The organism is Erythrobacter sp. SDW2 (genome assembly GCF_021431965.1).
Taxonomy (GTDB): Bacteria; Pseudomonadota; Alphaproteobacteria; order Sphingomonadales; family Sphingomonadaceae; genus Parerythrobacter.
This window is the reverse complement of sequence record NZ_CP090370.1, coordinates 1784101-1804301: the sequence shown is the minus strand read 5'-3', so window position 1 is coordinate 1804301 and position 20201 is coordinate 1784101. Positions and strand designations below refer to the sequence as shown.

The window sequence follows — 20201 nt, the reverse complement described above, 5'->3', positions numbered from 1 at the left end:
CTATATGCAGCGGCTGACGTAGCCTGGCGGTGTCTGCTTTGCCGCAAGCTGAGCTAGCTCTGCCGCCGCGCCATGAAGGCCAGGCGTTCGAACAGCATCACGTCCTGCTCGTTCTTCAAAAGAGCACCGTGGAGCGGCGGGATCGCGCTGTTGGGATTGGCATCCTGCAGCACCTCCAGCGGCATATCCTCGTTGAGCAGCAGCTTGAGCCAGTCGAGCAATTCGCTGGTCGAGGGCTTCTTCTTGAGGCCCGGCACCTCGCGGATTTCGTAGAAGACATCCATCGCCTTTTTCACCAGCATCTTCTGGATGCCGGGGAAGTGGACGTCGATGATGTCCTGCATCGTCTCACGATCGGGAAACTTGATGTAGTGGAAGAAGCACCGACGCAGGAATGCGTCTGGCAGTTCCTTCTCGTTGTTCGAGGTGATGACCACGATCGGGCGCTCGACCGCCGTTATCGTCTCGTGCGTTTCATAGACATAGAACGACATGCGATCGAGTTCCTGCAGCAGGTCGTTCGGAAACTCGATGTCGGCCTTGTCGATCTCGTCGATCAGCAGGACGGGCAGCCGGGGCGAGGTGAACGCCTCCCACAGCTTGCCCTTCTTGATGTAGTTCGAAATGTCATGGACGCGCTCGTCGCCGAGCTGGCCGTCGCGCAGGCGGGCGACCGCATCGTATTCGTACAGGCCCTGCTGCGCTTTGGTGGTCGACTTGATGCCCCATTCGATCAGCGGGGCGTTGATGGCCTTGGCGATTTCGTGGGCCAGCACGGTCTTGCCGGTGCCGGGCTCTCCCTTGACGAGCAGCGGGCGCCGCAAGGTGACTGCGGCATCCACTGCGACCTTGAGATCGTCGGTGGCGATGTAGGAGCTGGTGCCTTCGAAGCGCTTCGGTGTGTCGGCCATGGGTTTCCCTATGCAACTTGCTTTACGCGAGCGTTAGGGAAGCGGCGCGGCCGGGGCAAGGGTGAAACGATGGAGCCAATTCGGCCTTGCGTTCGGCGCCCTGTCACACCAACCGCGCGAAAGAAACGTGCGATCTTCGGGGTTTTCGCTGACGGTTCGGATGATTGGTGGGAATTTCCGGTGTGACGCTGTGACTTTCCGGTCAATTCGGGACTTCCTCGTTTCGACCACTTGGCAATAACCGGCAGTGGCAGTGTAGGACAGCCTAACCGATCGCCCCGGTGCCCCGGCAGCATCGCCACGCCGCGACCTTTAGGCTAGGCTCTCCGGACAGGCCGCAAGAGGATCGCCCATGCCCACCGAACAGTTCGCTATCGATACGCCCGCCGGTCACAAGCTATCGGGCGCGCTCGAAATGCCGACCGGGTTGGTTCGCGGCGCCGCGCTGTTCGCACATTGCTTCACCTGCACGAAGCAGTCGAAAGCCGCGGTCGAGGTCACGCGTGCACTGGCCCGGCGCGGGATCGCCACGCTGCGGTTCGACTTCACCGGGCTTGGCGGGAGCGAGGGCGAGTTCGGCCGCGCCGGGTTCGCCAGCGACGTCGAGGACCTGGTCGCCAGTGCCGGCGCGCTGTGCGAGAGGTTCGGCGACGGCATCCTGCTGGTCGGCCACAGCCTCGGCGGGGCGGCGGTCCTGGCTGCTGCAAACTTGCTGGGAAGGAGACGCGTTGCCGCCGTGGCGACCATCGGTGCCCCGTCCGATGTCCCGCACGTGCTGGACAATATCCAGGGCGATCTTGCCGCAATCGAGCGGGACGGGGAGGGCGATGTCACCATCGGTGGCCGCGCCTTCAAGCTGAGCAAGGCATTCCTCGACCGGACCCGCAACGCCACGCTGCTCGAACAGGTCGGCACGCTGCGGCTGCCGCTGATGTTCTGCCACTCACCGACTGACCAGATCGTGGGCATCGAACATGCGTCGGCCCTGTTCGGCGCCGCAAAGCATCCCAAGAGCTTCGTCAGCCTCGCCGACGCCGACCATTTGCTGACCAAAGTCGCCGATGCACATTTCGTGGCGGGCATGATCGCAAGTTGGGCGGAGCGCTACCTGCCGATCAATGCCGACTGGCCGCTGCCGCAGGAAGGCGTCATCGTATGCACCGGGCACGGCAGGTTCGGCACGGAGGTGCATACGACCGCCCATCGTTTCATCGCCGACGAACCGCGCAGCGTGGGTGGAGACGACACCGGACCGACGCCTTACGACCTCCTCGGCGCGGCGCTGGGTACCTGCACCGCCATGACGATGAAGATGTACGCCGATCGCAAGGGGCTGCCCCTTGAGGGCGTCAGCGTCCACGTCACGCACGAGCGCGATCACGGAAAGGCTTGCGAGCATGCCCGGGCGATGGAGCAAGGTACCCAGGTCCAGGCACTTCACCGCGCCATCACGATCATCGGTGCGGAGCTGACCGAAGAGGCCCAGGCCAAGCTGATGGAAATTGCCGACAAGTGCCCGGTGCACCGTACGCTCGAAGGCCGTTTGCACATTCATACCACGAAGGGCGGAAATACGGCTTGAAATCGGAGCAGATCGTTCGTATTTGACCTGTGCGGACCGGGCCCCTCTGGCGCGGCGCATCGCCCGGATTGCCGGATGATCGCCTCGTGATGTCGGACCGCATCGGATAGCACCGATGCACGGGTCCGGGGTCGTTCCTCCCTCCCCCTTCCAACGGTCCGGGTCTGTGCCCGGTGCTTCCGATCGAACGTCAATCCGTTTCGAAGGGAGCATTACGCATGTCCTATCGCGAATTTCGCCTGCTCGAGCGCCACCAGCGCCTCGATGAACTGTTGCGCCTAGCGCAGGGCCGGTTGCGCCCCGATCCATCCGAAGTCGGCAGGCTGAAAAAGCTGAAACTCGCCATCAAGGACCGGCTTGCACGGCTGCAACGCAGCGGGCGGCACTGATCCGACATTTGCCGCAACGCGCGGGGATCGAAACCCAAGCCCCGCGCGTTGTTGCGTCTATACCTGGGAATCGTTCGTCATGGAATTTCTTTACGCCGACTGGCTCGGCACGCCGGCCTGGTTCTGGCTCGTCTTTCTCGGCCTTGTCGCCACGCTGACTGCCTTCGATCTCGGCGTCCTCCACAAGGAGGACAAGGAGATGGGCATCGGCGAATCTCTGAAGCTCAGCGCCTTCTACATCGGCATCGCACTGCTGTTCGGCGGCTGGATCTGGTTCGAGCGCGGGGCCGAGCTGGGCATGCAGTACTACACCGGCTTCTTCATCGAGAAGGCACTGTCGATCGACAACGTCTTCGTGATCAGTCTGATCTTCACCTATTTCGCGATCCCGCCGAAATACCAGTACCGCGCCCTGTTGTGGGGTATCATGGCGGTGATCGTGCTGCGCGGCCTGATGATCGCCGGCGGCGCCGCGCTGGTCAGCCAGGCCTACTGGGTGCTGTATATTTTCGCCGCCTTCCTGATTTTCACCGGCATCAAGATGTTCTTCGCCGGTGACGAACCGATGGATGTGGCCAAGAACCCTGTCGTGCGATGGATATCGACGCATATGCGGGTCACACCAAGGCTGCACGACCAGCACTTCTTCGTGAAGGTGACCGACGAGAAAACCGGCAAGTTGGTGACGGCGGCGACACCGCTGTTCCTGGCGCTCGTGGTTATCAACCTCGCAGACCTGGTATTCGCGGTCGACAGCGTGCCAGCGATCTTCGCGATCACCACGGATACCTTTATCGTCTACACCAGCAACATCATGGCGATCCTGGGCCTCAGGGCGCTTTACTTTGCGCTGGCAGCGATGGTGCACCGGTTCCACTATCTGAAATACGCGCTGGCCGCCGTGTTGGTGTTCATCGGCTCGAAAATCTTCGTTGCCGACTTCGTGATGGGCGGAGACAAGTTCCCGCCTGTGCTGAGCCTGGGGGTAACGGCAGGGCTGATCGCTGCCGGTATATTCTACTCGCTGTGGAAGACCCGCGGGGAGCCTGAACCGGAGTGGCCGGCTGAAGATTCGCCTGCCATGGTCCAGAAGCACATCGACGACTTGGCCGACAACAAGGCCGGATAAGCAAGGGGGGCGGATCGCATTGCGGTCCGCCCCCCTTTTTACATCTCAGGCGTCGATCAGGTCGCGGTCGACTTCGCCCGCACGGTTCTGGATGAAGTTGAACCGGTGTTCCGGATTGCGGCCCATGAGCCGGTCGACCAGTTCCTTGATCGCGTGGCGCTGTTCGTGCTCCGGCGGCAGGGTAATGCGGATAAGCGAGCGGCTTTCGGGCGCCATGGTGGTTTCGCGCAGCTGCTGCGGATTCATTTCGCCCAAGCCCTTGAACCGCGCGACCTCGACCTTCTTGCCCTTGAACTGCGTCGCTTCCAGCTCTGCGCGGTGGGCGTCGTCCCGGGCGTAGGCGCTCTCCTTGCCTGCGGTAAGCCGGTAGAGCGGAGGCTGCGCCAAATAGAGGTGCCCATTGCGCACCACCTCGGCCATTTCCTGGAAGAAGAACGTCATCAGCAGCGTCGCAATGTGCGCGCCGTCGACATCAGCGTCGGTCATGATGATGATGCGGTCGTAGCGCAGGTTCTCGGGGTCGCAATCCTTGCGCATCCCGCAGCCGAGGGCGAGCGCGAGGTCGGCGATTTCCTGGTTGGCGCGAATCTTGTCGGCGGTGGCGCTGGCGACGTTGAGGATCTTGCCGCGGATCGGCAGGATCGCCTGGGTCTTGCGGTTGCGCGCCTGTTTGGCGCTGCCCCCGGCGCTGTCGCCTTCGACGATGAACAGTTCGGTCTCGCCGTCGCTTTCGCCGCTGCAGTCGGTGAGCTTGCCCGGCAGGCGCAGCTTCTTGGCATTGGTGGCGGTCTTGCGCTTGACCTCGCGCTCGGCCTTGCGCCGCAGCCGCTCGTCCATCCGCTCCATGACACTGGCGAGCAGCGCCTTGCCGCGCTCCATATTGTCGGAGAGAAAGTGGTCGAAATGGTCGCGCACCGCGTTCTCGACCAGGCGTGCGGCTTCGGGCGAGGTCAGGCGGTCCTTGGTCTGGCTCTGGAACTGCGGATCGCGGATGAAGACGCTGAGCATGATCTCGGCGCCGGTCATGACGTCGTCGGCGGAAAGGTCCTTCGCCTTCTTCTGGCCGGTCAGCTCGCCGAAAGCCCGCAGGGCGCGGGTGAGGGCGGTGCGCAACCCCTGCTCGTGCGTGCCGCCGTCCGGCGTCGGCACGGTGTTGCAGTACCAGCTGGTCGAGCCATCGGACCATAGCGGCCAGGCGATGGCCCATTCGACGCGGCCCTGCTCGTCCGGGAAGTCCTGCCGTCCGGTGAAGGGATCGGCGGTCACGCATTCGCGCGCTCCCACTTGTTCGCGCAAATGGTCGGCCAGGCCGCCGGGGAATTTGAACACCGCCTCTTCCGGCACATCCTCGCTCGCCAGTGAAGGAGCGCATTTCCAGCGAATTTCCACACCCGCAAAGAGGTATGCCTTCGAGCGCGCCATCTTGAACAGCCGCGCGGGCTTGAACAGGCGATCCCCGAAAATTTCGGTGTCGGGGGTGAAAGTAACGGTCGTTCCGCGCCGGTTCGGGGTAGGCCCGAGCTGCTGGAGCGGGCCGAGCGTTTGCCCCTTGGAAAACTCCTGCGCAAACAGCTGCCGGTCGCGTGCGACCTCGACCCGCGTATGGCTGGAAAGCGCATTGACCACGCTCACCCCGACACCGTGCAGGCCACCGGAGGTGGCGTATGCCTTGCCGGAGAACTTACCGCCCGAATGGAGCATCGACAGAATGACCTCGAGCGTCGACTTGCCCGGAAACTTGGGATGCTCGTCCACCGGCATACCGCGACCATTGTCGGCGATGGAGACGGTGTTGCCTTCTTCGAGCCTGATCTCGATCCGCGTGGCGTGGCCCGCGACGGCCTCGTCCATCGAGTTGTCGAGCACTTCTGCGACCAGGTGGTGCAGGGCGCGGTCATCGGTGCCGCCGATATACATGCCGGGCCGACGGCGTACCGGCTCGAGGCCTTCAAGGACCTCGATCGATGAGCTGTCATAATCGCCGCTGGAGGCGGGGGTATTCTCGAACAGATCGTCAGACATGGCCGAAGCTATAGGCCCCGGCTTCGTGGCCCCACAAGCGGAGCCGGCATGTTTTGCGCAGCCCCGCTCGTAGCGGGCCTACTCGACGAACTTCGCAGGCGCCTGGTCTACGACCACGACTTCACCGGCGCGCACTTCGCGCACTTCCATGGCCCGCTCGACCACGCCATTGGCGTTGAAGCGGAACGCCCCGTCGAGACCCAGGAAGCCGTCATCGGCATAGAGTTTGCCGGTCGGGAAGCTGGTGCCGACCTTCCAGTCACGAGCGACACGGAGCGCGAGAAGCACGCTGTCGTAACCCAGCGTCGCGATGCGGAACGGCTGGCTACCGAACCGGGTGTTGTAGCTGTCGGCAAAGCGCTTGAACCGGCTGTCCGATACGGCGGAGAACCATGCCCCACGCATCGAGGCTGCCTGCGTAATCGAGGATTCACCGCTCAGCAGCTCGGTCCCGATCAACTGGGTTGTGCCGCGGCCAGAGGGCCGCAGCACGTTGGCCGACTGGATGAAAAGCCGCGATCCGTCAGCGATCAGGACAGTGTCGAACCCGCCGCGCTGGCGCAGTCGCTCGGATGCGCTGACGATCGAAGTGTTACCGCGGTCGAACCGCTCTATACCGACAAGCGCAAGACCGTTCTCACGCAAGGCATCCGTCAGCGCGCGTTCGGCACGGCGGCCGTATTCGCCATCGGGAACAATTGCTGCGACGTTCGCTGCACCTTGGCTTTTTGCATAGGAAACAGAGCGCTGGATCGACTGGCCTGGCAGGTGCCCCATCACGAAGGCATCGGGGGACGCGACGCTCTCGTCATTCGAATAGGAGATGATCGGCACCCGCGCAGGGCGCGCTTCGGCCAGCACCAGCGCGACATTCTCTGCCAGCAGCGGGCCGAGGATCAGCTTGTTGCCGTCGGCGATTGCCTGCTTCGCAGCCGCGCGGGCATCCGTCGCGGTATCGTAGGTAGTGATGCGCAGGTTGCCGGCACTGGTATCAAGCAGTGCCATGGTGGTGGCATTGGCAATCGACTGACCCACGCGGCCGTTCTCGCCTGTCAGCGGGACCAGCAGAGCTACGCGATGACGTTCATCATCGGAGGGAAGGGCGGTATCAATTGGCGTATCGTCGGGGTCGACAACTACCGGATCGGTGGTGACGTCCGGCGCTTTCGGAATGACCTGGCACCCGGCCAGGACCAGACCTGCTGCCACCATGGCCAACCAGCGCCAGCCCGTTTTCAAGCCCATCATGCTTGCGACTCCCAAAACTTCTGTCCATGCCTTGCCCGGTGCAGAGTGATCCACCCATCGCGCCGCGGGGCGAGGCCCTTCGTCCCGGCCTCTATATAGTCGCCACGCCTATTGGCAATCTTGGCGATATGACCATGCGCGCGATCGATACGCTGTCACGCTGCGACGCGGTGGCCTGCGAAGACACACGCGTGACCGGCAAGCTGCTCAAGCACCTGGGTATTTCGAAGCCACTGTGGCGTTACGACGATCATGCCGAGGCAAAGGCGAGCGTGCAAATTGCGCAGGAATGCGGCGCGAAGGCGATCGCGCTGGTTAGCGATGCCGGGACGCCGTTGGTGTCGGACCCTGGCTACCGCTTGGTGCGCGAGGCTCGCGAACTCGGCCACTACGTGACAACGACCCCCGGCGCTTGTGCAGCGATTGCCGGGCTGACGCTATCGGGATTGCCCAATGATCGTTTCTTGTTCGCTGGCTTCCTGCCACCCAAGGACAAGGCAAGGCGCGATATGCTGACAGAGCTGGCCACCGTGCCGGCCAGCCTCATTTTCTATGAAAGTGGGCCAAGGCTGGTGAAGAGCCTCGAAGCCATCGACGAAGTCCTGCCGAACCGGGAAATCGCCGTCGCGCGCGAGATCACCAAGCTGCATGAGGAATGCCGCAGGGGCATGGGAGCGGGGCTGGTAGCCTGGTACGAGGCCAACCCTCCAAAGGGAGAGATTGTCCTGATGGTAGGCCCGCCGCCCGAGGAAGAGTTCGCCGGAGATTCCGACGCCTTGTTGCGAGAAGCCTTGGCGACGATGAAGACGTCTCAAGCAGCCGCGCATGTCGCCAAGCTCACCGGGCTCGAGCGAAAGGACCTCTACACCCGGGCGATGGAGCTCAAGGGATGAAACGCCAGGTCGCCGAGCAGAGCGGCCGCGACGGCGAAAAGCGCGCGGCGCTGTGGCTCAGGGCCAAGGGCTGGTCGATCCTTGCTCAGCGCGTGAAAACCCCGCTTGGCGAGATCGACCTGATCGCCAGGCGCGGGAAGCTGGTATCCTTCATCGAAGTCAAATGGCGCAAGGAGAAGTCAGAGCTCGATTATGCGATCGACGAGCGCCGATTGTCGCGTGTCGCCGCTGCGGCTGAAGCAGTCGCGCACGACTATGCCACACAGGGCGAGGACATCCGCATCGACGTCATCCTCCTTGCGCCCGGCAGCTTCCCGCGCCACATCGCCAACGCCTGGCAACCATGAGGAAGAACCATGTCCCTGCGCGTCGCGGTCCAGATGGACCCTTTGGAAAGCATCAACATCGCCGGGGATTCGAGCTTCGCGCTGATGGTCGCGGCGCAGGCACGGGGGCATAGCGTCTGGCATTATGATGTGAAGACGCTGGCCTATGAGGATGGCCGGATCACTGCCCATGCCGCACCGGTGACTGTGCAAAGGGTCGAAGGCGATCATTTCACCATGGGCGAACGCCGCCGGATCGACCTTGCGACCGATATCGACGTGGTACTGATGCGGCAGGATCCGCCGTTCCACCTCGGCTACATTTCCTCGGCACTGCTGCTCGACCGGCTGAAAGGCACCACGCTGGTGATGAACGACCCGCGCGAGGTCGTGAACGCACCGGAAAAGATGTTCGTGCTGGATTTCGCCCGCTTCATGCCGCCGACGCTGATTGCGCGCGAGCTGGCCGACATTCGCGATTTCCAGCAGAAGCATGGCGCTGTGGTTGTGAAACCTCTCCACGGTAATGGCGGCAAGGCGATCTTCAAGGTCGAGGCCGACGGCGGCAATCTTTCGGCCTTGAGCGAAGTCTTCAACCAGACCTGGCCCGAGCCGCATATGGTCCAGCCCTTCCTTCCCGAAGTGGCGCTGGGTGACAAACGCATCGTGCTGGTCGATGGCGAGTTTGCCGGCGCCATCAACCGCAAGCCGGGCGAGGGCGAGTTCCGCTCCAACCTCGCCCAGGGCGGCTATGCCGAGGCGACAGAGCTGACCCCGCATGAAGAGGAAATCTGCGCCGCCATGGGTCCGGAATTGAAACGGCGCGGACTGGTGTTCGTCGGAATCGACGTGATCGGCGGCAAGTATCTGACCGAAATAAACGTCACTTCACCGACCGGAATCATGGCGATCGACAAATTCAACGGAACCGATACGCCCGCCCGGCTTTGGGAAGCTTTCGAAGCGCGGCACGCGGCCATGCACTGAATCGGGACGAATATTCCAGAATGGGCGAGTTCATCGTCGATACCATCGCCCGCGGCGGGTACCTGGGCATCTTCGCGCTGATGGTGCTGGAGAACGTTTTTCCGCCGGTCCCTTCGGAAGTCATAATGGGTATCGGCGGCATTCTGGTGGCGCGCGGCGAGATGCAGTTTTGGCCCCTGCTGGTTATCGGCACGCTTGGCACCACCGCCGGCAATTACTTCTGGTACTGGCTCGGCGACCGGTTCGGATATCGGCGGCTTGAACCATTTGTGCAGCGCTGGGGCCGCTGGTTGACGCTGGAGTGGGAGGACGTGGAGCGCGCCATCCTGTTCTTCCACAAATATGGCGACTGGGTGATCTTCCTGCTGCGGTTCTCGCCCTTCCTGCGAACGATCATCTCGCTCCCGGCAGGGCTGGCGCACATGCAGATCGGGCGGTTCCTGTTCTTCACCTTCACCGGATCGCTGATCTGGAACGCGGCACTGATCATGGGCGGGCAATGGCTGTCGCGCTGGCTGGAACGTTCGCAGGACGTGCTGGGATGGGGGATCATCTCTCTGACCGCGCTGGCGCTAGGCGCCTACCTATGGCGAGTGGTGACGTGGAAACCGCGCGCGGACCGCTAGCGCCGCTCGCGCGGGTGCGCATCGCGATAGGTCTCGAGCAATGTCGCGGCATCGACTTTGGTGTAGATCTGCGTCGAGCCGAGACTGGCATGGCCGAGCAATTCCTGCAGGCTCCTGAGATCAGCCCCGGCACCGAGCAAATGCGTCGCGAAGCTGTGGCGCAGGGCATGGGGCGTCGCGGTGTCGGGCAGGCCGAGCGCACGGCGGGCGCGGGCGGTGGCCTTCTGGATCAAGCCTTGCGACAGCGGGCCACCTTTGGCGCCGACGAACAAAGGGCCATCTTTGGCGATCGGCAGGGGACACGCCTCGACATAGCCGCCCACAGCCGTTCTAATGATCGGCAAGATCGGCACTATCCTTTGCTTGCCACCTTTGCCGGTGACCTGAAGTCGTTCGCCCAACGGATACGATGAGCCAGTCAGCGAGAGCGCTTCTGCAATGCGCATTCCAGCGCCATAGAGCAACAACAGCACCGCGCGATCGCGCTTGCCGATCCAGTCTTCGGCAGCATTGGCCTCGACCATATCGGCGAGACCGACAGCATCATCGGGCGTCACGGGCCGAGGCAGGCCCTTCTTGACCCGAGCACCACGCAGGCGCGGGGCAGAGGCTTCGTCCGCGCCGGTCTCGCTGCGGGCATAAGCGATGAAGGCCTTGAGCGCCGAGAGTTCTCGTGCGGCGGAGGTATTGGCCAGGCCCTCTGCGCGGCGATGGGCCAGATGGCGGCGCAAGGTGCCACTGTCGATAGCGGCGACCTCCTCCCATTCCGACAGGCTGCGGGCGTGGAGCAGGCGTTCGGCGGCCTTGTGATAGGCCCGGACCGTATGAGGGGAGCGGCGCCGTTCGTCAGCGAGGTGGGTGTGCCATTGGCCGAGCAGAGCGGCGGCGCTCATGCCAGCACCAGCTCCGACGCGACCAGTTCGCCCAGCAAGGCATCGAGCAGGGGCATGCCTTGTGGTGTAACGATCAGGCGGGGGCCAGCTCGCATCACCATCCCCAGCCGCCGGTAGAATTCGACCCGCTCGGCAGCGACCAGTGCGGTTTCTGCAAGACCGAACCTCTGCGCCATTGCTGCGAGGTCCACGCCCTCCGCCAGTCGCAGTCCCATCATCAGCGCTTCCGATGCTTGCTCGCTTACAGTAAGTGCGCGTTCTTCCTGTGCACCGTGGCCTCGCTCTTCGATCGACGCGAGCCAGTTCTCGGGCTTCTTGTGGCGCATGGTCGCATGGCCACCACGCCGACCATGCGCGCCCGGCCCGATCCCGCAATAGTCCTCGTACCGCCAGTAGGTGAGGTTGTGGCGGCTTTCTTCGCCAAGCCGGGCGTGGTTGCTGATTTCGTAGGCGGGCAGTCCAGCTGCGGCGCTCATCTCCTGCGTCAGGACGAAAAGTTCTGCTGCCGGGTCGTCTTCGAGTGGTGTGAACGTGCCCTGCCGCACCTCGGTGGCGAAGCGCGTCCCCGGCTCGATAGTGAGTTGGTAGAGCGACAGATGCGATGTGCCGAAGCCAAGCGCACGGTCCAGTTCCGCCCGCCATTGCGCCTCGGTCTGGCCGGGCCGGGCGTAGATCAGGTCGAAGCTGACCCGACTGAACGCCTTTTGCGCCGTCTCGAGCGCGGCCAGCGCTTCGTCGACGCCGTGGAGTCGCCCGAGGAAGCGCAGGGCCTCGTCATCGAGCGCCTGCACCCCGAGCGATACGCGGTTGACGCCGGCCTCGGCCAGAGCAGCGAAGTTCGCCGCCTCGACCGAGGAGGGGTTCGCCTCCAGCGTGATCTCGATATCGGGTGCAAAGCCCCACAACGCCTCGGCCTGGTGCAGCAATGACGCCACGAGGGCAGGGGGCATCAGAGAAGGCGTGCCGCCGCCGAAGAAGATCGAATCGAGCGGCTCGCCGCCAGCCAGGGCGGCCTCGTGGCGCATGTCCGCCAGCAAGGCGCGCTCCCACACACCATGGTCCACGCTGGCGCGGACATGGCTGTTGAAGTCGCAATAGGGACATTTGCGGGCGCAGAACGGCCAGTGGATGTAAAGCGCGCGGGCCATGGGCCGGGACTTTAGCCGCCGAATTGTTCCGCGACCAGCTTGGCGAAGGCGTCGGCGCGGTGGCTGATGGCGTGTTTCTGCGCAGGGTCGATCTCGGCGAAGGTCGATTCGCTGCCCGTGGGTATGAAAACGGGATCGTAACCGAAGCCCAGCGTACCGCGCGGGGGCCAGGTCAGCGAACCGTTGCAGGTGCCCTCGTAAATTACATGCTCGCCATCGGGCCAGGCAAGCGCCAGCACGCAATGGAAAGCCGCCGAGCGATCAGTCTCAGGGCCAAGTTGTTGCAGCATCCCTTCGACCTTGCCCATCGCCATATACCAGTCCCGGCCCGGCTCGCCTTCGAACCACTGCCGTTCGGCCCAGTCGGCGGTGTAGACTCCCGGACGGCCGCCCAGCGCCTCGACCGACAAGCCGCTGTCGTCCGCCAGCGCCGCCAGCCCGGAAGCGTCTGCCGCCGCCCGCGCCTTGATCAGCGCATTCTGGGCAAAGGTCGTCCCGGTCTCGGCCGGCTCCGGCAGGCCGAGGGAACCTGCGCTGATGCATTTGACCCCATAGGGATCGAGCAGCGCCGAAATCTCCTTCAGCTTGCCCGCATTATGCGTAGCGATCACCAGCGAGCCGGAACCTAGGCGGCGAGTCATTTCGTCGCCGCGTGCGTTGCTTGTTCTTGAGCCTTGAAGATCTGCGCGCAGCCGATCTGGGCGAGGCGAAGCAGGCGCAGCAGGGCTTCCTCATCATAGGTCGCGCCCTCGGCGGTGGCCTGTGCTTCGGCGATCTGGCCGCCTTCGATCAGCACGAAGTTGGCATCGGCGTCAGCGCCCGAATCCTCGACGTAATCCAGATCGAGCACCGGCGTGCCGTTGTATATGCCGCAGCTGATCGCCGCGATCTTGGCAGAGATCGGATCGTCCTTGATCGCGCCCTCGGCCATGAGCTTGTTCACTGCGAGCCGCAGCGCCACCCAGGCCCCGCTGATCGACGCGGTGCGCGTACCGCCATCGGCCTGGATCACGTCGCAATCGAGCGTGATCTGCCGCTCACCCAGCTTCTTCATGTCGACCACAGCGCGTAAACTGCGCCCGATCAGCCGCTGGATTTCCTGCGTCCGGCCCGACTGCTTGCCGCGCGCCGCCTCTCGGTCGCCACGGGTGTGGGTGGCGCGGGGGAGCATCGAATACTCGCCGGTGACCCAGCCCTGGCCCTTGCCGCGCAGCCATGGCGGCAGGCGCTCCTCGACACTGGCAGTGCACAGCACGCGCGTCTCGCCGAAGCTGATCAGGCAGGAGCCCTCGGCATGCTTGGTAAAGCCGGTCTCGATGGTGATAGCGCGCATCTCGTCGGGCGCGCGTCCGGAAGGTCTCATAACAACTCCTGTTCCAGGATCCGTCCGCCCTGAGCTTGTCGAGGCGCGGTCCTGCTTCTGCCGCTGCGCTATAGGAAAGTGCGGGGCTTCGACAAGCTCAGCCCGAGCGGAAAATTGAAAGTCTGGTGATTGCGGCTAAGTGTGCTGCATGACCAGCCCACCCGTCACCGAACTGACCGAACGCGCCAGGGCGATCTTTCGCCTGGTCGTCGAGGGCTATCTCGAGAGCGGGCAGCCGGTGGGGTCGAAGACTTTGTCGCAGGACCAGTCGCTCGATCTCTCGCCCGCTTCGATCCGTTCAGTCTTGGCAGACCTTGAGGCTGTGGGTCTGCTGGCCGCGCCGCATACCAGCGCGGGCCGCTTGCCGACCGAGACGGGCCTGAGGCTGTTTGTCGACGGGATGATGCAGGTCGCGGAACCCACGCAGGCCGAACGCGAGGCCATCGAATCGCGGCTGGAGAAGTCGGGGCCAATCGAACAGGCGCTTGAAGCGACAAGTGCGATGCTGTCCGACCTTAGCGGGGCTGCAGGCATGGTGATGGTTCCGAGCCGGGAACCTCGACTGGCGCAGATCACGCTGGTTCCCTTGGGGCAGGGGCGGGCGCTGGCCGTGCTGGTCGGCGAGGATGGCGGAGTGGAGAACCGCGTCATCGAGACCGGTGACACTCCTGCGCACCTGCTTGAACAGGTCAGCAATTACATCACGTCACGGTTGATGGGACGGACCCTGGCCGAAGCGAGTTCGGCGATGCGGCAGGAGATCGCTGCGGGCAAATCGGCGCTCGACAAGGCGAGTCAGGACCTGGTCGAGCGCGGTCTCGCGGTGTGGACCGAGGACACGGCCAAGCGTCCGCTGCTGATCGTGCGCGGGCAGGCCAATCTGCTCGATGCCAGTGCGCTGGAGGATTTGGAGCGGGTCCGCTCGCTGCTCGACGATCTCGAGAACAAGCAGTCGGTCGCCGAATTGCTGGAGACCGCGCGCGAGGCGCAGGCGACCCGGATCTTCATCGGCAGCGAGAACCGCTTGTTCGCGCTCTCGGGCTCTTCCGTCATCGCCTCGCCCTATCGCGACCGCGAGGGCAGGGTGGTCGGCGTGCTGGGGGTGATCGGCCCGACGCGGTTGAATTACGCGCGCGTCGTCCCCATGGTGGATTTCACGGCCCGCTCGCTGGGCAAACTGATCGGTTAACCGGAAAATCTCAGAACAATGATCGAAGATACCAAGAAGCAGGACACTGCGGCTGACGCAGAAGTTGAACGTGAACTGGAAGGCGTGCCCCAACACCTCCGTGATGATGGCGGCGATGACAGGGGGGAAAACCTGTCGGACGCCATCGCCCAGCTCAAGAGCGACCTCGAGGCCGCGAGGCAAGAGGTGCTTTACGCCAAGGCCGATACGCAGAACGTCCGCCGCCGCATGGAGAAGGACATCCAGGATGCGCGCGCCTATGCCGCGACCGGCTTTGCCCGCGACATCCTATCGGTGGCCGACAATCTCAGCCGCGCAATCGATTCAATCCCGCAGGAATTGCGCGATGACGACAAGTTCAAGGGACTCGTCGCCGGGATCGAGGCGACCCAGCGCGAGATCGACAAGGTCTTCGGCCAGCACGGCGTGACCCGTATCGCCGCCCTGGGCCTGCCCCTCGACCCGAACCAGCACCAGGCGATGATGGAAATCCCCACGGATGACGCCGAGCCGGGCACCATCGTGCAGGAAATGCAGGCCGGCTATATGATCAAGGACCGGTTGCTCCGCCCGGCCATGGTCGGTGTGGCGAAGAAACCGGAATGATCCGGCGGGCCTTCGGTATCGCGGCGGTGGCTCTCGTCGCGGTCGTTTCGCCCGCCCACGCTCAGGCCCAAGCCCAGGTTAGCGCCGACGATGCGCTGAAGGCCTTGGCCGACGAGTATCAAAAGGATCAGGCGGTCCGCTCCGGTGCCACCATCGGCGAGGACGGAAAGGTTTCCTACTCGGGCAAGCTGCCGGACGTGACGCCGGCGGCTCAGCAGGCATACGCCGCCGAGGCTGCGGAACTGCTCGACAAGCTGGAGGCTATCGATCGGACGCAATTTTCCGACAAGGCCAGGATCGACGCTGCGGTCCTGCGTACGCTGCTGCAGGAAGAGATCGGCGATGCGCGCTTTCGCGAATGGGAAATGCCGTTCGACAGCGACAACAACTTCTGGAGCTATCTGACAGAGCGCGGCGGCATGGCGACGGTCAAGGAATATGAGGATTACCTCGTCCGGCTGCAGGACATCCCGCGTTATTTCGACGAGCATATCGCCAACGCCCGCACCGGGCTTGCGCGCGGGTTCTCGGTGCCGCAGGTGACGCTGCAGGGGCGCGACGTCTCGCTCGCCGCCTATGTCACCGATACGGCGGAGACGAGCCCGTTCTGGGTGCCGTTTGCGCAGATGCCGGCGTCGATCCCGGCGAGCGAGGCCAACCGTCTGAAAGCGGCGGGCCGCAGCGAGATCGAGGATGGCGTGACACCCGCCTATGCCAGGCTGCTAACTTTTTTCCGTGAAGAGTATCGGCCCGGAACCCGCACCACTCTGGCTGCCAATGCCATGCCCGATGGCCCGGCCTATTACGCCCAGCAGATCCGCCAATACACCACCCTCGACCTCACTGCCGAACAGATCCACGAGATCGGCCTCAGTGAAGTGGCGCGCATCACTGCCGAAATGGAGAAGGTGAAGGCGGAAGCGGGCTTCGCTGGCAGCTTGCAGGAGTTCATCCGTTTCCTGCGCACCGATCCGCAATTCGTGGCGCGCACGCCCGACGAGCTGATGGGCGTCTCAGCCTATGCCGCCAAGCGCGTGGACGGCAAGCTGGGGGCCTATTTCGGCTTCCTGCCGCGGCACCGGTTCGCAATTGTCGAGGTCGATCCGGCGATCGCGCCTTTCTATACCGCCGGTCGGGGCGGATACGAAGCGTGCCAGATGAACACCTACGACCTGCCGTCGCGCCCCCTCTACAATATCCCCGCGCTGACCCTCCACGAATGCGCGCCCGGGCACAGCTTCCAGGCGGCGGTAGCCAACGAGCAGCCAGCCGCCGCAGAGTTCCGCCGTCGGACCTATTTCAGCGGCTTCGGCGAGGGCTGGGGGCTCTATGTCGAGTATCTCGGGAACGAGATGGGCATTTACCGCACGCCCTATGAGAAGTTCGGCCAGCTCAGCTACGAGATGTGGCGTGCCGTGCGGCTGGTGATCGACACCGGCATCCACCACTATGGCTGGAGCCGCGAGCAGGCGGTGGACTATCTCGCCACCCGCACTGCGCTATCGACGCATGAGGTGAACACCGAGGTCGACCGCTATATCAGCTGGCCGGGGCAGGCACTGGCCTACAAGCTCGGCGAAATGACCATCCGCCGCGTCCGCGCCAAGGCCGAGACGGCGCTGGACGACAAGTTCGACATCCGCAAGTTTCACGATGTGGTGCTGTCACTGGGCTCGGTCCCGCTGCCGGTGCTGGAAGATCGGATCGATGCCTTTATCGCCGATGGCGGGCAGGGGCTTGCGGGGGTGAGTTATGACTAAACACACACCAACTCCGTCATCCCAGCGAAAGCTGGGATCACCCTCGGCAAGCGAAGAGCTAGAGGAGAGCGATGCCAGCTTTCGCTGGCAAGACGGGGAAGGGTGGAGATCCTTTGCCTAAACCAACTGCGCCGCGTTCTCGTCGCGGTGCTTTTTCAGGTACTTCATGAAGGGCGTGCCTCCAGTGCCGACATCGGGGTCGTTGCCGGCAATGCTGCCCGCCTGCTTGTTGATGTAGCTGGCGGCATATTCCAGGTGCCGCGTGCGGAAGCGGGCCGACTGGTTGAGGCAGGCGTTGAACGCGTCCTTGAGACTCTGGTTGCCCGAGGCGCGCACGAAATCGCGCAGGGTCGATTGCGCCGCCAGATCCTCGATAAAGCGGCGGTGGGGCACCGGACGATAGCTGTGCAGCTCGTCGAGGAACTGCCGCAGCGGATCGTCGCTGTGGCCGACCTGGAACAGCGCATCCATGGCCGGGACGATGCTCGACTGGCTGCCGGTCTGGCCGCGCAGCGCCTGCGGCTTGCCGCCCAGCTTTTCCACGCCCTCATAGATGAGACCGCCATGTTCCAGCGCCGGGTTGTTGGCCCAACCATGGATATAGGGCCGCACACGGTGGAAATAGATGTAGGGATCGCAGCGTTCGGGCATCCGCGCGAAGTGGCCATAGATACGCTCCCACGCCTCGTTCATTTCCACCAGCAGGCGCTCGGCCTCGGCTTCGTCCGCGACGCCGACCAGCTTGGCAGCATTGTCGAGCAAGACACCGGCCTCGGCCTCGATCGCGACGTGGATCATCACGAACCAGTTCTCGTCGTCTCCGCCGAGGAAGTTCTGGTGCATGTAAATGTTGTCGAGCGTGATCGGGCCCGACTTGTCCAGCCGTGCCCAGTTGTCGAGTACATAGCCCGAATAGGGCAGCAGCGGTGCCTGTCCGAGCCGGTCGGACACGGCGACCATCGGCCGGGCCAGATTGGCGGGCAGATGCGCGGGCGGGGTCGGCTCACCCCAGACATAGGCCTGCACCAGGAAAGAATAATGCACCATCGCGGTGCGGACCTCTTCCTCGGGCGCTTCGCGGGCCCAGTCCTCGAGACCCGGATCGGGCAATTGATCAAGCCAGTGGCGCACGCGCCCGGTCGAGAGCAGGCCGGAGAGGTTGCCGGCGGCCTTGACCACATCGGCGAACTGGCCGGGCAGGGTGATCTCGTCGATCTCGTAATGCGAAAGGTAGCCGCGCTCGCGGCTCAAACCGTAGTCTTGAAGCTCCATTGTTGGGACTCGTGGGCCGGGCGCGGGTTGGGCCGCCCGGACGCGTATCCGGTATCAATTGCAACCGGTTTGCTCAAGCCCGATACGGCAAAAAGGAGGTATTAGCCGTCAGTGTGGCTCATGCGACATGTCGATCTCGCGCACACCGCGTTCGCGCCGCGCCTTGTCAACCAGCTCGCGGATTTCCTCCCGCCGCTCCTGCGCCCGGGCGACATGGTTCATCGCCAGCTTGCCATCGCGTGTGGTTTCGTCGCTCGAGGTAATGGTGATGGTGCCGATACCCGCCATCTGGTTGAGCAGGCTGAAATCGAGCCGGACATCCTTGACCCGATAAAGCTCGATCTCGTCCACGCTCTTCATGATGATGCCGCGCCGCACGACAACGCGCTGGGGGGTGACTTCGAACGACTCGCTCATCACTTCGAGCCACTTCCACCCAACGATCAGCAAGGCGACAGCCGTCAGGCCCAATGGCCATGCGCCCCATTCGCCCGCTGCGCCGACCATGACCACAAAGCCTGCTATGCCGAGAAGTACGGTGCCAAGCCCGGCCGAGGTACCGATCAGCCATCGGCCGAGCGAAGACCGGAACACATCGCGCAGTTCACTCATGTTTCGAACCCCCTCTTGAACCAAACTAACCCGCACCCGGAAAATTGACCAGCAGGTCATAGGCCGAGGCATCGCCGACCCCGCCGATCCGGATGCCGCTGCGTAGCCAATAGGCGTGTTTGACGATCTCAGCCTGCTGCTCGATCCCGTACTGCTCCAGAGTCCAGCCGGGCTTCAGACTGTAGGAATAGCGGCAGAACGGGTGCCGGTGCAGCGGCAGGTACCACTCGCCCTTTTGCTGGGTCTGCCAGACATGCGTCATCTCATGGATGAACAGTCCCCGCTTGCGGAAATCGGCGAGGCCGAAATCGTCGCAATAGGCCTCGCCCCGGGGGTGGAAATGCAGATGCCCGCGCGGGGCCATGGTGATCCTGCGCGGCTGGAAGGGGAAGAACTTGCGCCGCCGCAGGGTCACCTTGTCATAGCGGATCGCGTCTCCGAACACGCTGCGGGCGAGGGCAACTTCCGCCTCGGTCAGCCCGCGTTCGCCGCCCACCGGGCAGGAAGGCAGCGGTTCGGCGTGAAGGTGATCGACCCCGTCTGCCAAACCTAGTGTTCCATCTTCGTTTCGCCGGCAGGCATGACGTCGGCGGTGAATTTGGCGGTCTTGCCTCCAGCGAAGGTCAGCGTGACGTCGACCTTGCTGCCAGGCGCAACCGCTTCGTCGAGCTTCATCGCCATGACGTGCTTGCCGCCGGGGGCGAAGGACACAGCATCCCCCGCTTTGATAAGGAGCGGCCCAAGCGCTACCATCTGGGTCATCCCGTCCTTCTCGACAACGTCATGGATCGTGGTGGCCTGCGACTGCGCAATGTCTGCACTTTCTAGGGTGAGTTCGTCAGTGCCGCTGTAGGAAACATCGAAAAACAGGCCAGCCGGATTTCCCGCCACTGCCGGCATCATGAGGTGAGCCTTGGCGACAGTCAGCCCTTCAATCCCGGTGTCCGAAACTGGCGCGGCTTCATGCTCCGTCGCTGTGCGGGGCTCGTTCTGACAACCGCCGATTGTGAATGCGGCAAGACCGAATGCCAAAGCAGCGAAGGTGTGATTCATGGGGGGCGGGTTCCTTCTCAAATCACTTCATCAACTAGTCCTGACCGCAGGCATTGCCAACCCTCGCCCGAGGCCTTGTCCCGGCCCAAAGGCCACCTATATCCGCCGGGTCAACCGAGCCGCCGACCGGCCTTGCCGCCCAGCGGGGGGCCAAGTGCGCGGCGTCCAACAAACGAACCGAATGGGGTAGTA

The 20201-nt window shown here is 63.7% G+C and carries 21 protein-coding genes; 10 read left to right on the top strand and 11 right to left on the bottom strand.

The genetic code is table 11. From position 1 onward, the window contains the following. Positions 1-53: 53 nt before the first annotated feature. Complete coding sequence (locus LY632_RS08800) at positions 54-911, bottom strand: MoxR family ATPase (protein WP_234090772.1); 858 nt, start codon at positions 909-911, stop codon at positions 54-56. 352 nt (positions 912-1263) lie between these two features. On the opposite strand from LY632_RS08800, the gene LY632_RS08795 reads away from it, so the two are divergent. The 3 genes from LY632_RS08795 (at position 1264) to LY632_RS08785 (ending at position 4011) form a co-directional block, all read left to right on the top strand. After that, on the top strand, positions 1264-2493 hold the full coding sequence (locus LY632_RS08795; protein ID WP_234090771.1) for a bifunctional alpha/beta hydrolase/OsmC family protein: 1230 nt from the start codon (positions 1264-1266) through the stop codon (positions 2491-2493). Between the two features lie 218 nt (positions 2494-2711). Continuing rightward, positions 2712-2882, top strand: coding sequence for a YdcH family protein (locus LY632_RS08790; RefSeq protein WP_234090770.1), 171 nt, complete (start codon positions 2712-2714; stop codon positions 2880-2882). Positions 2883-2961: 79 nt separating this feature from the next. After that, positions 2962-4011 carry a TerC family protein gene (locus tag LY632_RS08785; RefSeq protein WP_234090769.1) on the top strand — a complete coding sequence of 350 codons (1050 nt, stop codon included), beginning with the start codon at positions 2962-2964 and terminating at the stop codon, positions 4009-4011. A 45-nt stretch (positions 4012-4056) separates the two neighbouring features. Here LY632_RS08785 and parE read toward each other — a convergent pair whose 3' ends face one another. Next, positions 4057-6033, bottom strand: coding sequence for a DNA topoisomerase IV subunit B (gene parE / locus LY632_RS08780; protein ID WP_234090768.1), 1977 nt, complete (start codon positions 6031-6033; stop codon positions 4057-4059). Positions 6034-6111: 78 nt separating this feature from the next. Next, positions 6112-7281 (bottom strand): penicillin-binding protein activator, encoded by a 1170-nt coding sequence (locus LY632_RS08775; protein ID WP_234090767.1) that lies wholly within the window; start codon positions 7279-7281, stop codon positions 6112-6114. 26 nt (positions 7282-7307) lie between these two features. On the opposite strand from LY632_RS08775, the gene rsmI reads away from it, so the two are divergent. From rsmI to LY632_RS08755, 4 genes are read left to right on the top strand one after another with little or no spacing between them, the layout of a single operon-like run. After that, positions 7308-8174, top strand: a complete 867-nt coding sequence (gene rsmI, locus LY632_RS08770) for a 16S rRNA (cytidine(1402)-2'-O)-methyltransferase (protein WP_234090766.1) — start codon at positions 7308-7310, stop codon at positions 8172-8174. Further along, positions 8171-8521, top strand: a complete 351-nt coding sequence (locus LY632_RS08765) for a YraN family protein (RefSeq protein WP_234090765.1) — start codon at positions 8171-8173, stop codon at positions 8519-8521. The genes rsmI and LY632_RS08765 overlap by 4 nt, the downstream gene beginning before the upstream one ends. A gap of 9 nt (positions 8522-8530) precedes the next feature. Beyond that, entirely contained in the window at positions 8531-9487 is a 957-nt protein-coding gene (gene gshB / locus LY632_RS08760; protein ID WP_234090764.1) for a glutathione synthase, read from the top strand. 20 nt (positions 9488-9507) lie between these two features. After that, a complete protein-coding gene (locus tag LY632_RS08755) occupies positions 9508-10113 on the top strand; it encodes a DedA family protein (protein WP_234090763.1) in 606 nt (201 codons plus the stop codon). Here LY632_RS08755 and LY632_RS08750 read toward each other — a convergent pair. Genes LY632_RS08750 through rph form a run of 4 tightly spaced genes read right to left on the bottom strand, consistent with a single transcriptional unit; the run spans position 10110 to position 13517 of the window. Next, positions 10110-11006, bottom strand: a complete 897-nt coding sequence (locus LY632_RS08750; protein WP_234090762.1) for a tyrosine recombinase XerC — start codon at positions 11004-11006, stop codon at positions 10110-10112. The two genes, LY632_RS08755 and LY632_RS08750, sit on opposite strands and share 4 nt — an antisense overlap. Then, a complete protein-coding gene (gene hemW / locus LY632_RS08745; RefSeq protein WP_234090761.1) occupies positions 11003-12154 on the bottom strand; it encodes a radical SAM family heme chaperone HemW in 1152 nt (383 codons plus the stop codon). The genes LY632_RS08750 and hemW overlap by 4 nt, the downstream gene beginning before the upstream one ends. Positions 12155-12165: 11 nt before the next feature. Continuing rightward, positions 12166-12795, bottom strand: coding sequence for an RdgB/HAM1 family non-canonical purine NTP pyrophosphatase (rdgB, locus tag LY632_RS08740; RefSeq protein ID WP_234090760.1), 630 nt, complete (start codon positions 12793-12795; stop codon positions 12166-12168). Next, positions 12792-13517 (bottom strand): ribonuclease PH, encoded by a 726-nt coding sequence (rph, locus tag LY632_RS08735; protein WP_234090759.1) that lies wholly within the window; start codon positions 13515-13517, stop codon positions 12792-12794. The genes rdgB and rph overlap by 4 nt, the downstream gene beginning before the upstream one ends. 148 nt (positions 13518-13665) lie before the next feature. On the opposite strand from rph, the gene hrcA reads away from it, so the two are divergent. The 3 genes from hrcA to LY632_RS08720 are packed head-to-tail and all read left to right on the top strand — an operon-like array spanning position 13666 to position 17072. After that, entirely contained in the window at positions 13666-14706 is a 1041-nt protein-coding gene (gene hrcA / locus LY632_RS08730; protein WP_234090758.1) for a heat-inducible transcriptional repressor HrcA, read from the top strand. A gap of 18 nt (positions 14707-14724) precedes the next feature. Further along, positions 14725-15312: a nucleotide exchange factor GrpE gene (gene grpE / locus LY632_RS08725; protein WP_234090757.1), complete on the top strand. Its 588-nt coding sequence runs from the start codon at positions 14725-14727 to the stop codon at positions 15310-15312. Then, positions 15309-17072: a DUF885 family protein gene (locus tag LY632_RS08720; protein ID WP_234090756.1), complete on the top strand. Its 1764-nt coding sequence runs from the start codon at positions 15309-15311 to the stop codon at positions 17070-17072. Before grpE ends, LY632_RS08720 begins: the two co-directional genes overlap by 4 nt. 117 nt (positions 17073-17189) lie before the next feature. Here LY632_RS08720 and LY632_RS08715 read toward each other — a convergent pair whose 3' ends face one another. The 4 genes from LY632_RS08715 to LY632_RS08700 all read right to left on the bottom strand — a co-directional run bounded on the left by LY632_RS08715 (position 17190) and on the right by LY632_RS08700 (position 20009). Then, complete coding sequence (locus LY632_RS08715; protein WP_234090755.1) at positions 17190-18344, bottom strand: indoleamine 2,3-dioxygenase; 1155 nt, start codon at positions 18342-18344, stop codon at positions 17190-17192. A gap of 108 nt (positions 18345-18452) precedes the next feature. Next, positions 18453-18956 (bottom strand): PH domain-containing protein, encoded by a 504-nt coding sequence (locus LY632_RS08710; protein ID WP_234090754.1) that lies wholly within the window; start codon positions 18954-18956, stop codon positions 18453-18455. A gap of 25 nt (positions 18957-18981) precedes the next feature. Continuing rightward, positions 18982-19503 carry a vgr related protein gene (locus tag LY632_RS08705; protein WP_234090753.1) on the bottom strand — a complete coding sequence of 174 codons (522 nt, stop codon included), beginning with the start codon at positions 19501-19503 and terminating at the stop codon, positions 18982-18984. Between the two features lie 2 nt (positions 19504-19505). Beyond that, entirely contained in the window at positions 19506-20009 is a 504-nt protein-coding gene (locus LY632_RS08700) for a copper chaperone PCu(A)C (protein WP_234090752.1), read from the bottom strand. Positions 20010-20201 lie beyond the last annotated feature (192 nt).

What these genes read in the sequence shown, in the direction of transcription:
- LY632_RS08775 (WP_234090767.1), bottom strand. Translation starts at nt 7,281, where the DNA reads ATGATGGGCTTGAAAACGGGCTGGCGCTGGTTGGCCATGGTGGCAGCA.
- LY632_RS08790 (WP_234090770.1), top strand. Translation starts at nt 2,712, where the DNA reads ATGTCCTATCGCGAATTTCGCCTGCTCGAGCGCCACCAGCGCCTCGAT.
- rdgB (WP_234090760.1), bottom strand. Translation starts at nt 12,795, where the DNA reads ATGACTCGCCGCCTAGGTTCCGGCTCGCTGGTGATCGCTACGCATAAT.
- LY632_RS08755 (WP_234090763.1), top strand. Translation starts at nt 9,508, where the DNA reads ATGGGCGAGTTCATCGTCGATACCATCGCCCGCGGCGGGTACCTGGGC.
- LY632_RS08795 (WP_234090771.1), top strand. Translation starts at nt 1,264, where the DNA reads ATGCCCACCGAACAGTTCGCTATCGATACGCCCGCCGGTCACAAGCTA.
- LY632_RS08700 (WP_234090752.1), bottom strand. Translation starts at nt 20,009, where the DNA reads ATGAATCACACCTTCGCTGCTTTGGCATTCGGTCTTGCCGCATTCACA.
- LY632_RS08765 (WP_234090765.1), top strand. Translation starts at nt 8,171, where the DNA reads ATGAAACGCCAGGTCGCCGAGCAGAGCGGCCGCGACGGCGAAAAGCGC.
- gshB (WP_234090764.1), top strand. Translation starts at nt 8,531, where the DNA reads ATGTCCCTGCGCGTCGCGGTCCAGATGGACCCTTTGGAAAGCATCAAC.
- hrcA (WP_234090758.1), top strand. Translation starts at nt 13,666, where the DNA reads ATGACCAGCCCACCCGTCACCGAACTGACCGAACGCGCCAGGGCGATC.
- parE (WP_234090768.1), bottom strand. Translation starts at nt 6,033, where the DNA reads ATGTCTGACGATCTGTTCGAGAATACCCCCGCCTCCAGCGGCGATTAT.
- hemW (WP_234090761.1), bottom strand. Translation starts at nt 12,154, where the DNA reads ATGGCCCGCGCGCTTTACATCCACTGGCCGTTCTGCGCCCGCAAATGT.
- LY632_RS08710 (WP_234090754.1), bottom strand. Translation starts at nt 18,956, where the DNA reads ATGAGTGAACTGCGCGATGTGTTCCGGTCTTCGCTCGGCCGATGGCTG.
- LY632_RS08720 (WP_234090756.1), top strand. Translation starts at nt 15,309, where the DNA reads ATGATCCGGCGGGCCTTCGGTATCGCGGCGGTGGCTCTCGTCGCGGTC.
- LY632_RS08715 (WP_234090755.1), bottom strand. Translation starts at nt 18,344, where the DNA reads ATGGAGCTTCAAGACTACGGTTTGAGCCGCGAGCGCGGCTACCTTTCG.
- LY632_RS08750 (WP_234090762.1), bottom strand. Translation starts at nt 11,006, where the DNA reads ATGAGCGCCGCCGCTCTGCTCGGCCAATGGCACACCCACCTCGCTGAC.
- grpE (WP_234090757.1), top strand. Translation starts at nt 14,725, where the DNA reads ATGATCGAAGATACCAAGAAGCAGGACACTGCGGCTGACGCAGAAGTT.
- rsmI (WP_234090766.1), top strand. Translation starts at nt 7,308, where the DNA reads ATGCCTTGCCCGGTGCAGAGTGATCCACCCATCGCGCCGCGGGGCGAG.
- LY632_RS08800 (WP_234090772.1), bottom strand. Translation starts at nt 911, where the DNA reads ATGGCCGACACACCGAAGCGCTTCGAAGGCACCAGCTCCTACATCGCC.
- rph (WP_234090759.1), bottom strand. Translation starts at nt 13,517, where the DNA reads ATGAGACCTTCCGGACGCGCGCCCGACGAGATGCGCGCTATCACCATC.
- LY632_RS08785 (WP_234090769.1), top strand. Translation starts at nt 2,962, where the DNA reads ATGGAATTTCTTTACGCCGACTGGCTCGGCACGCCGGCCTGGTTCTGG.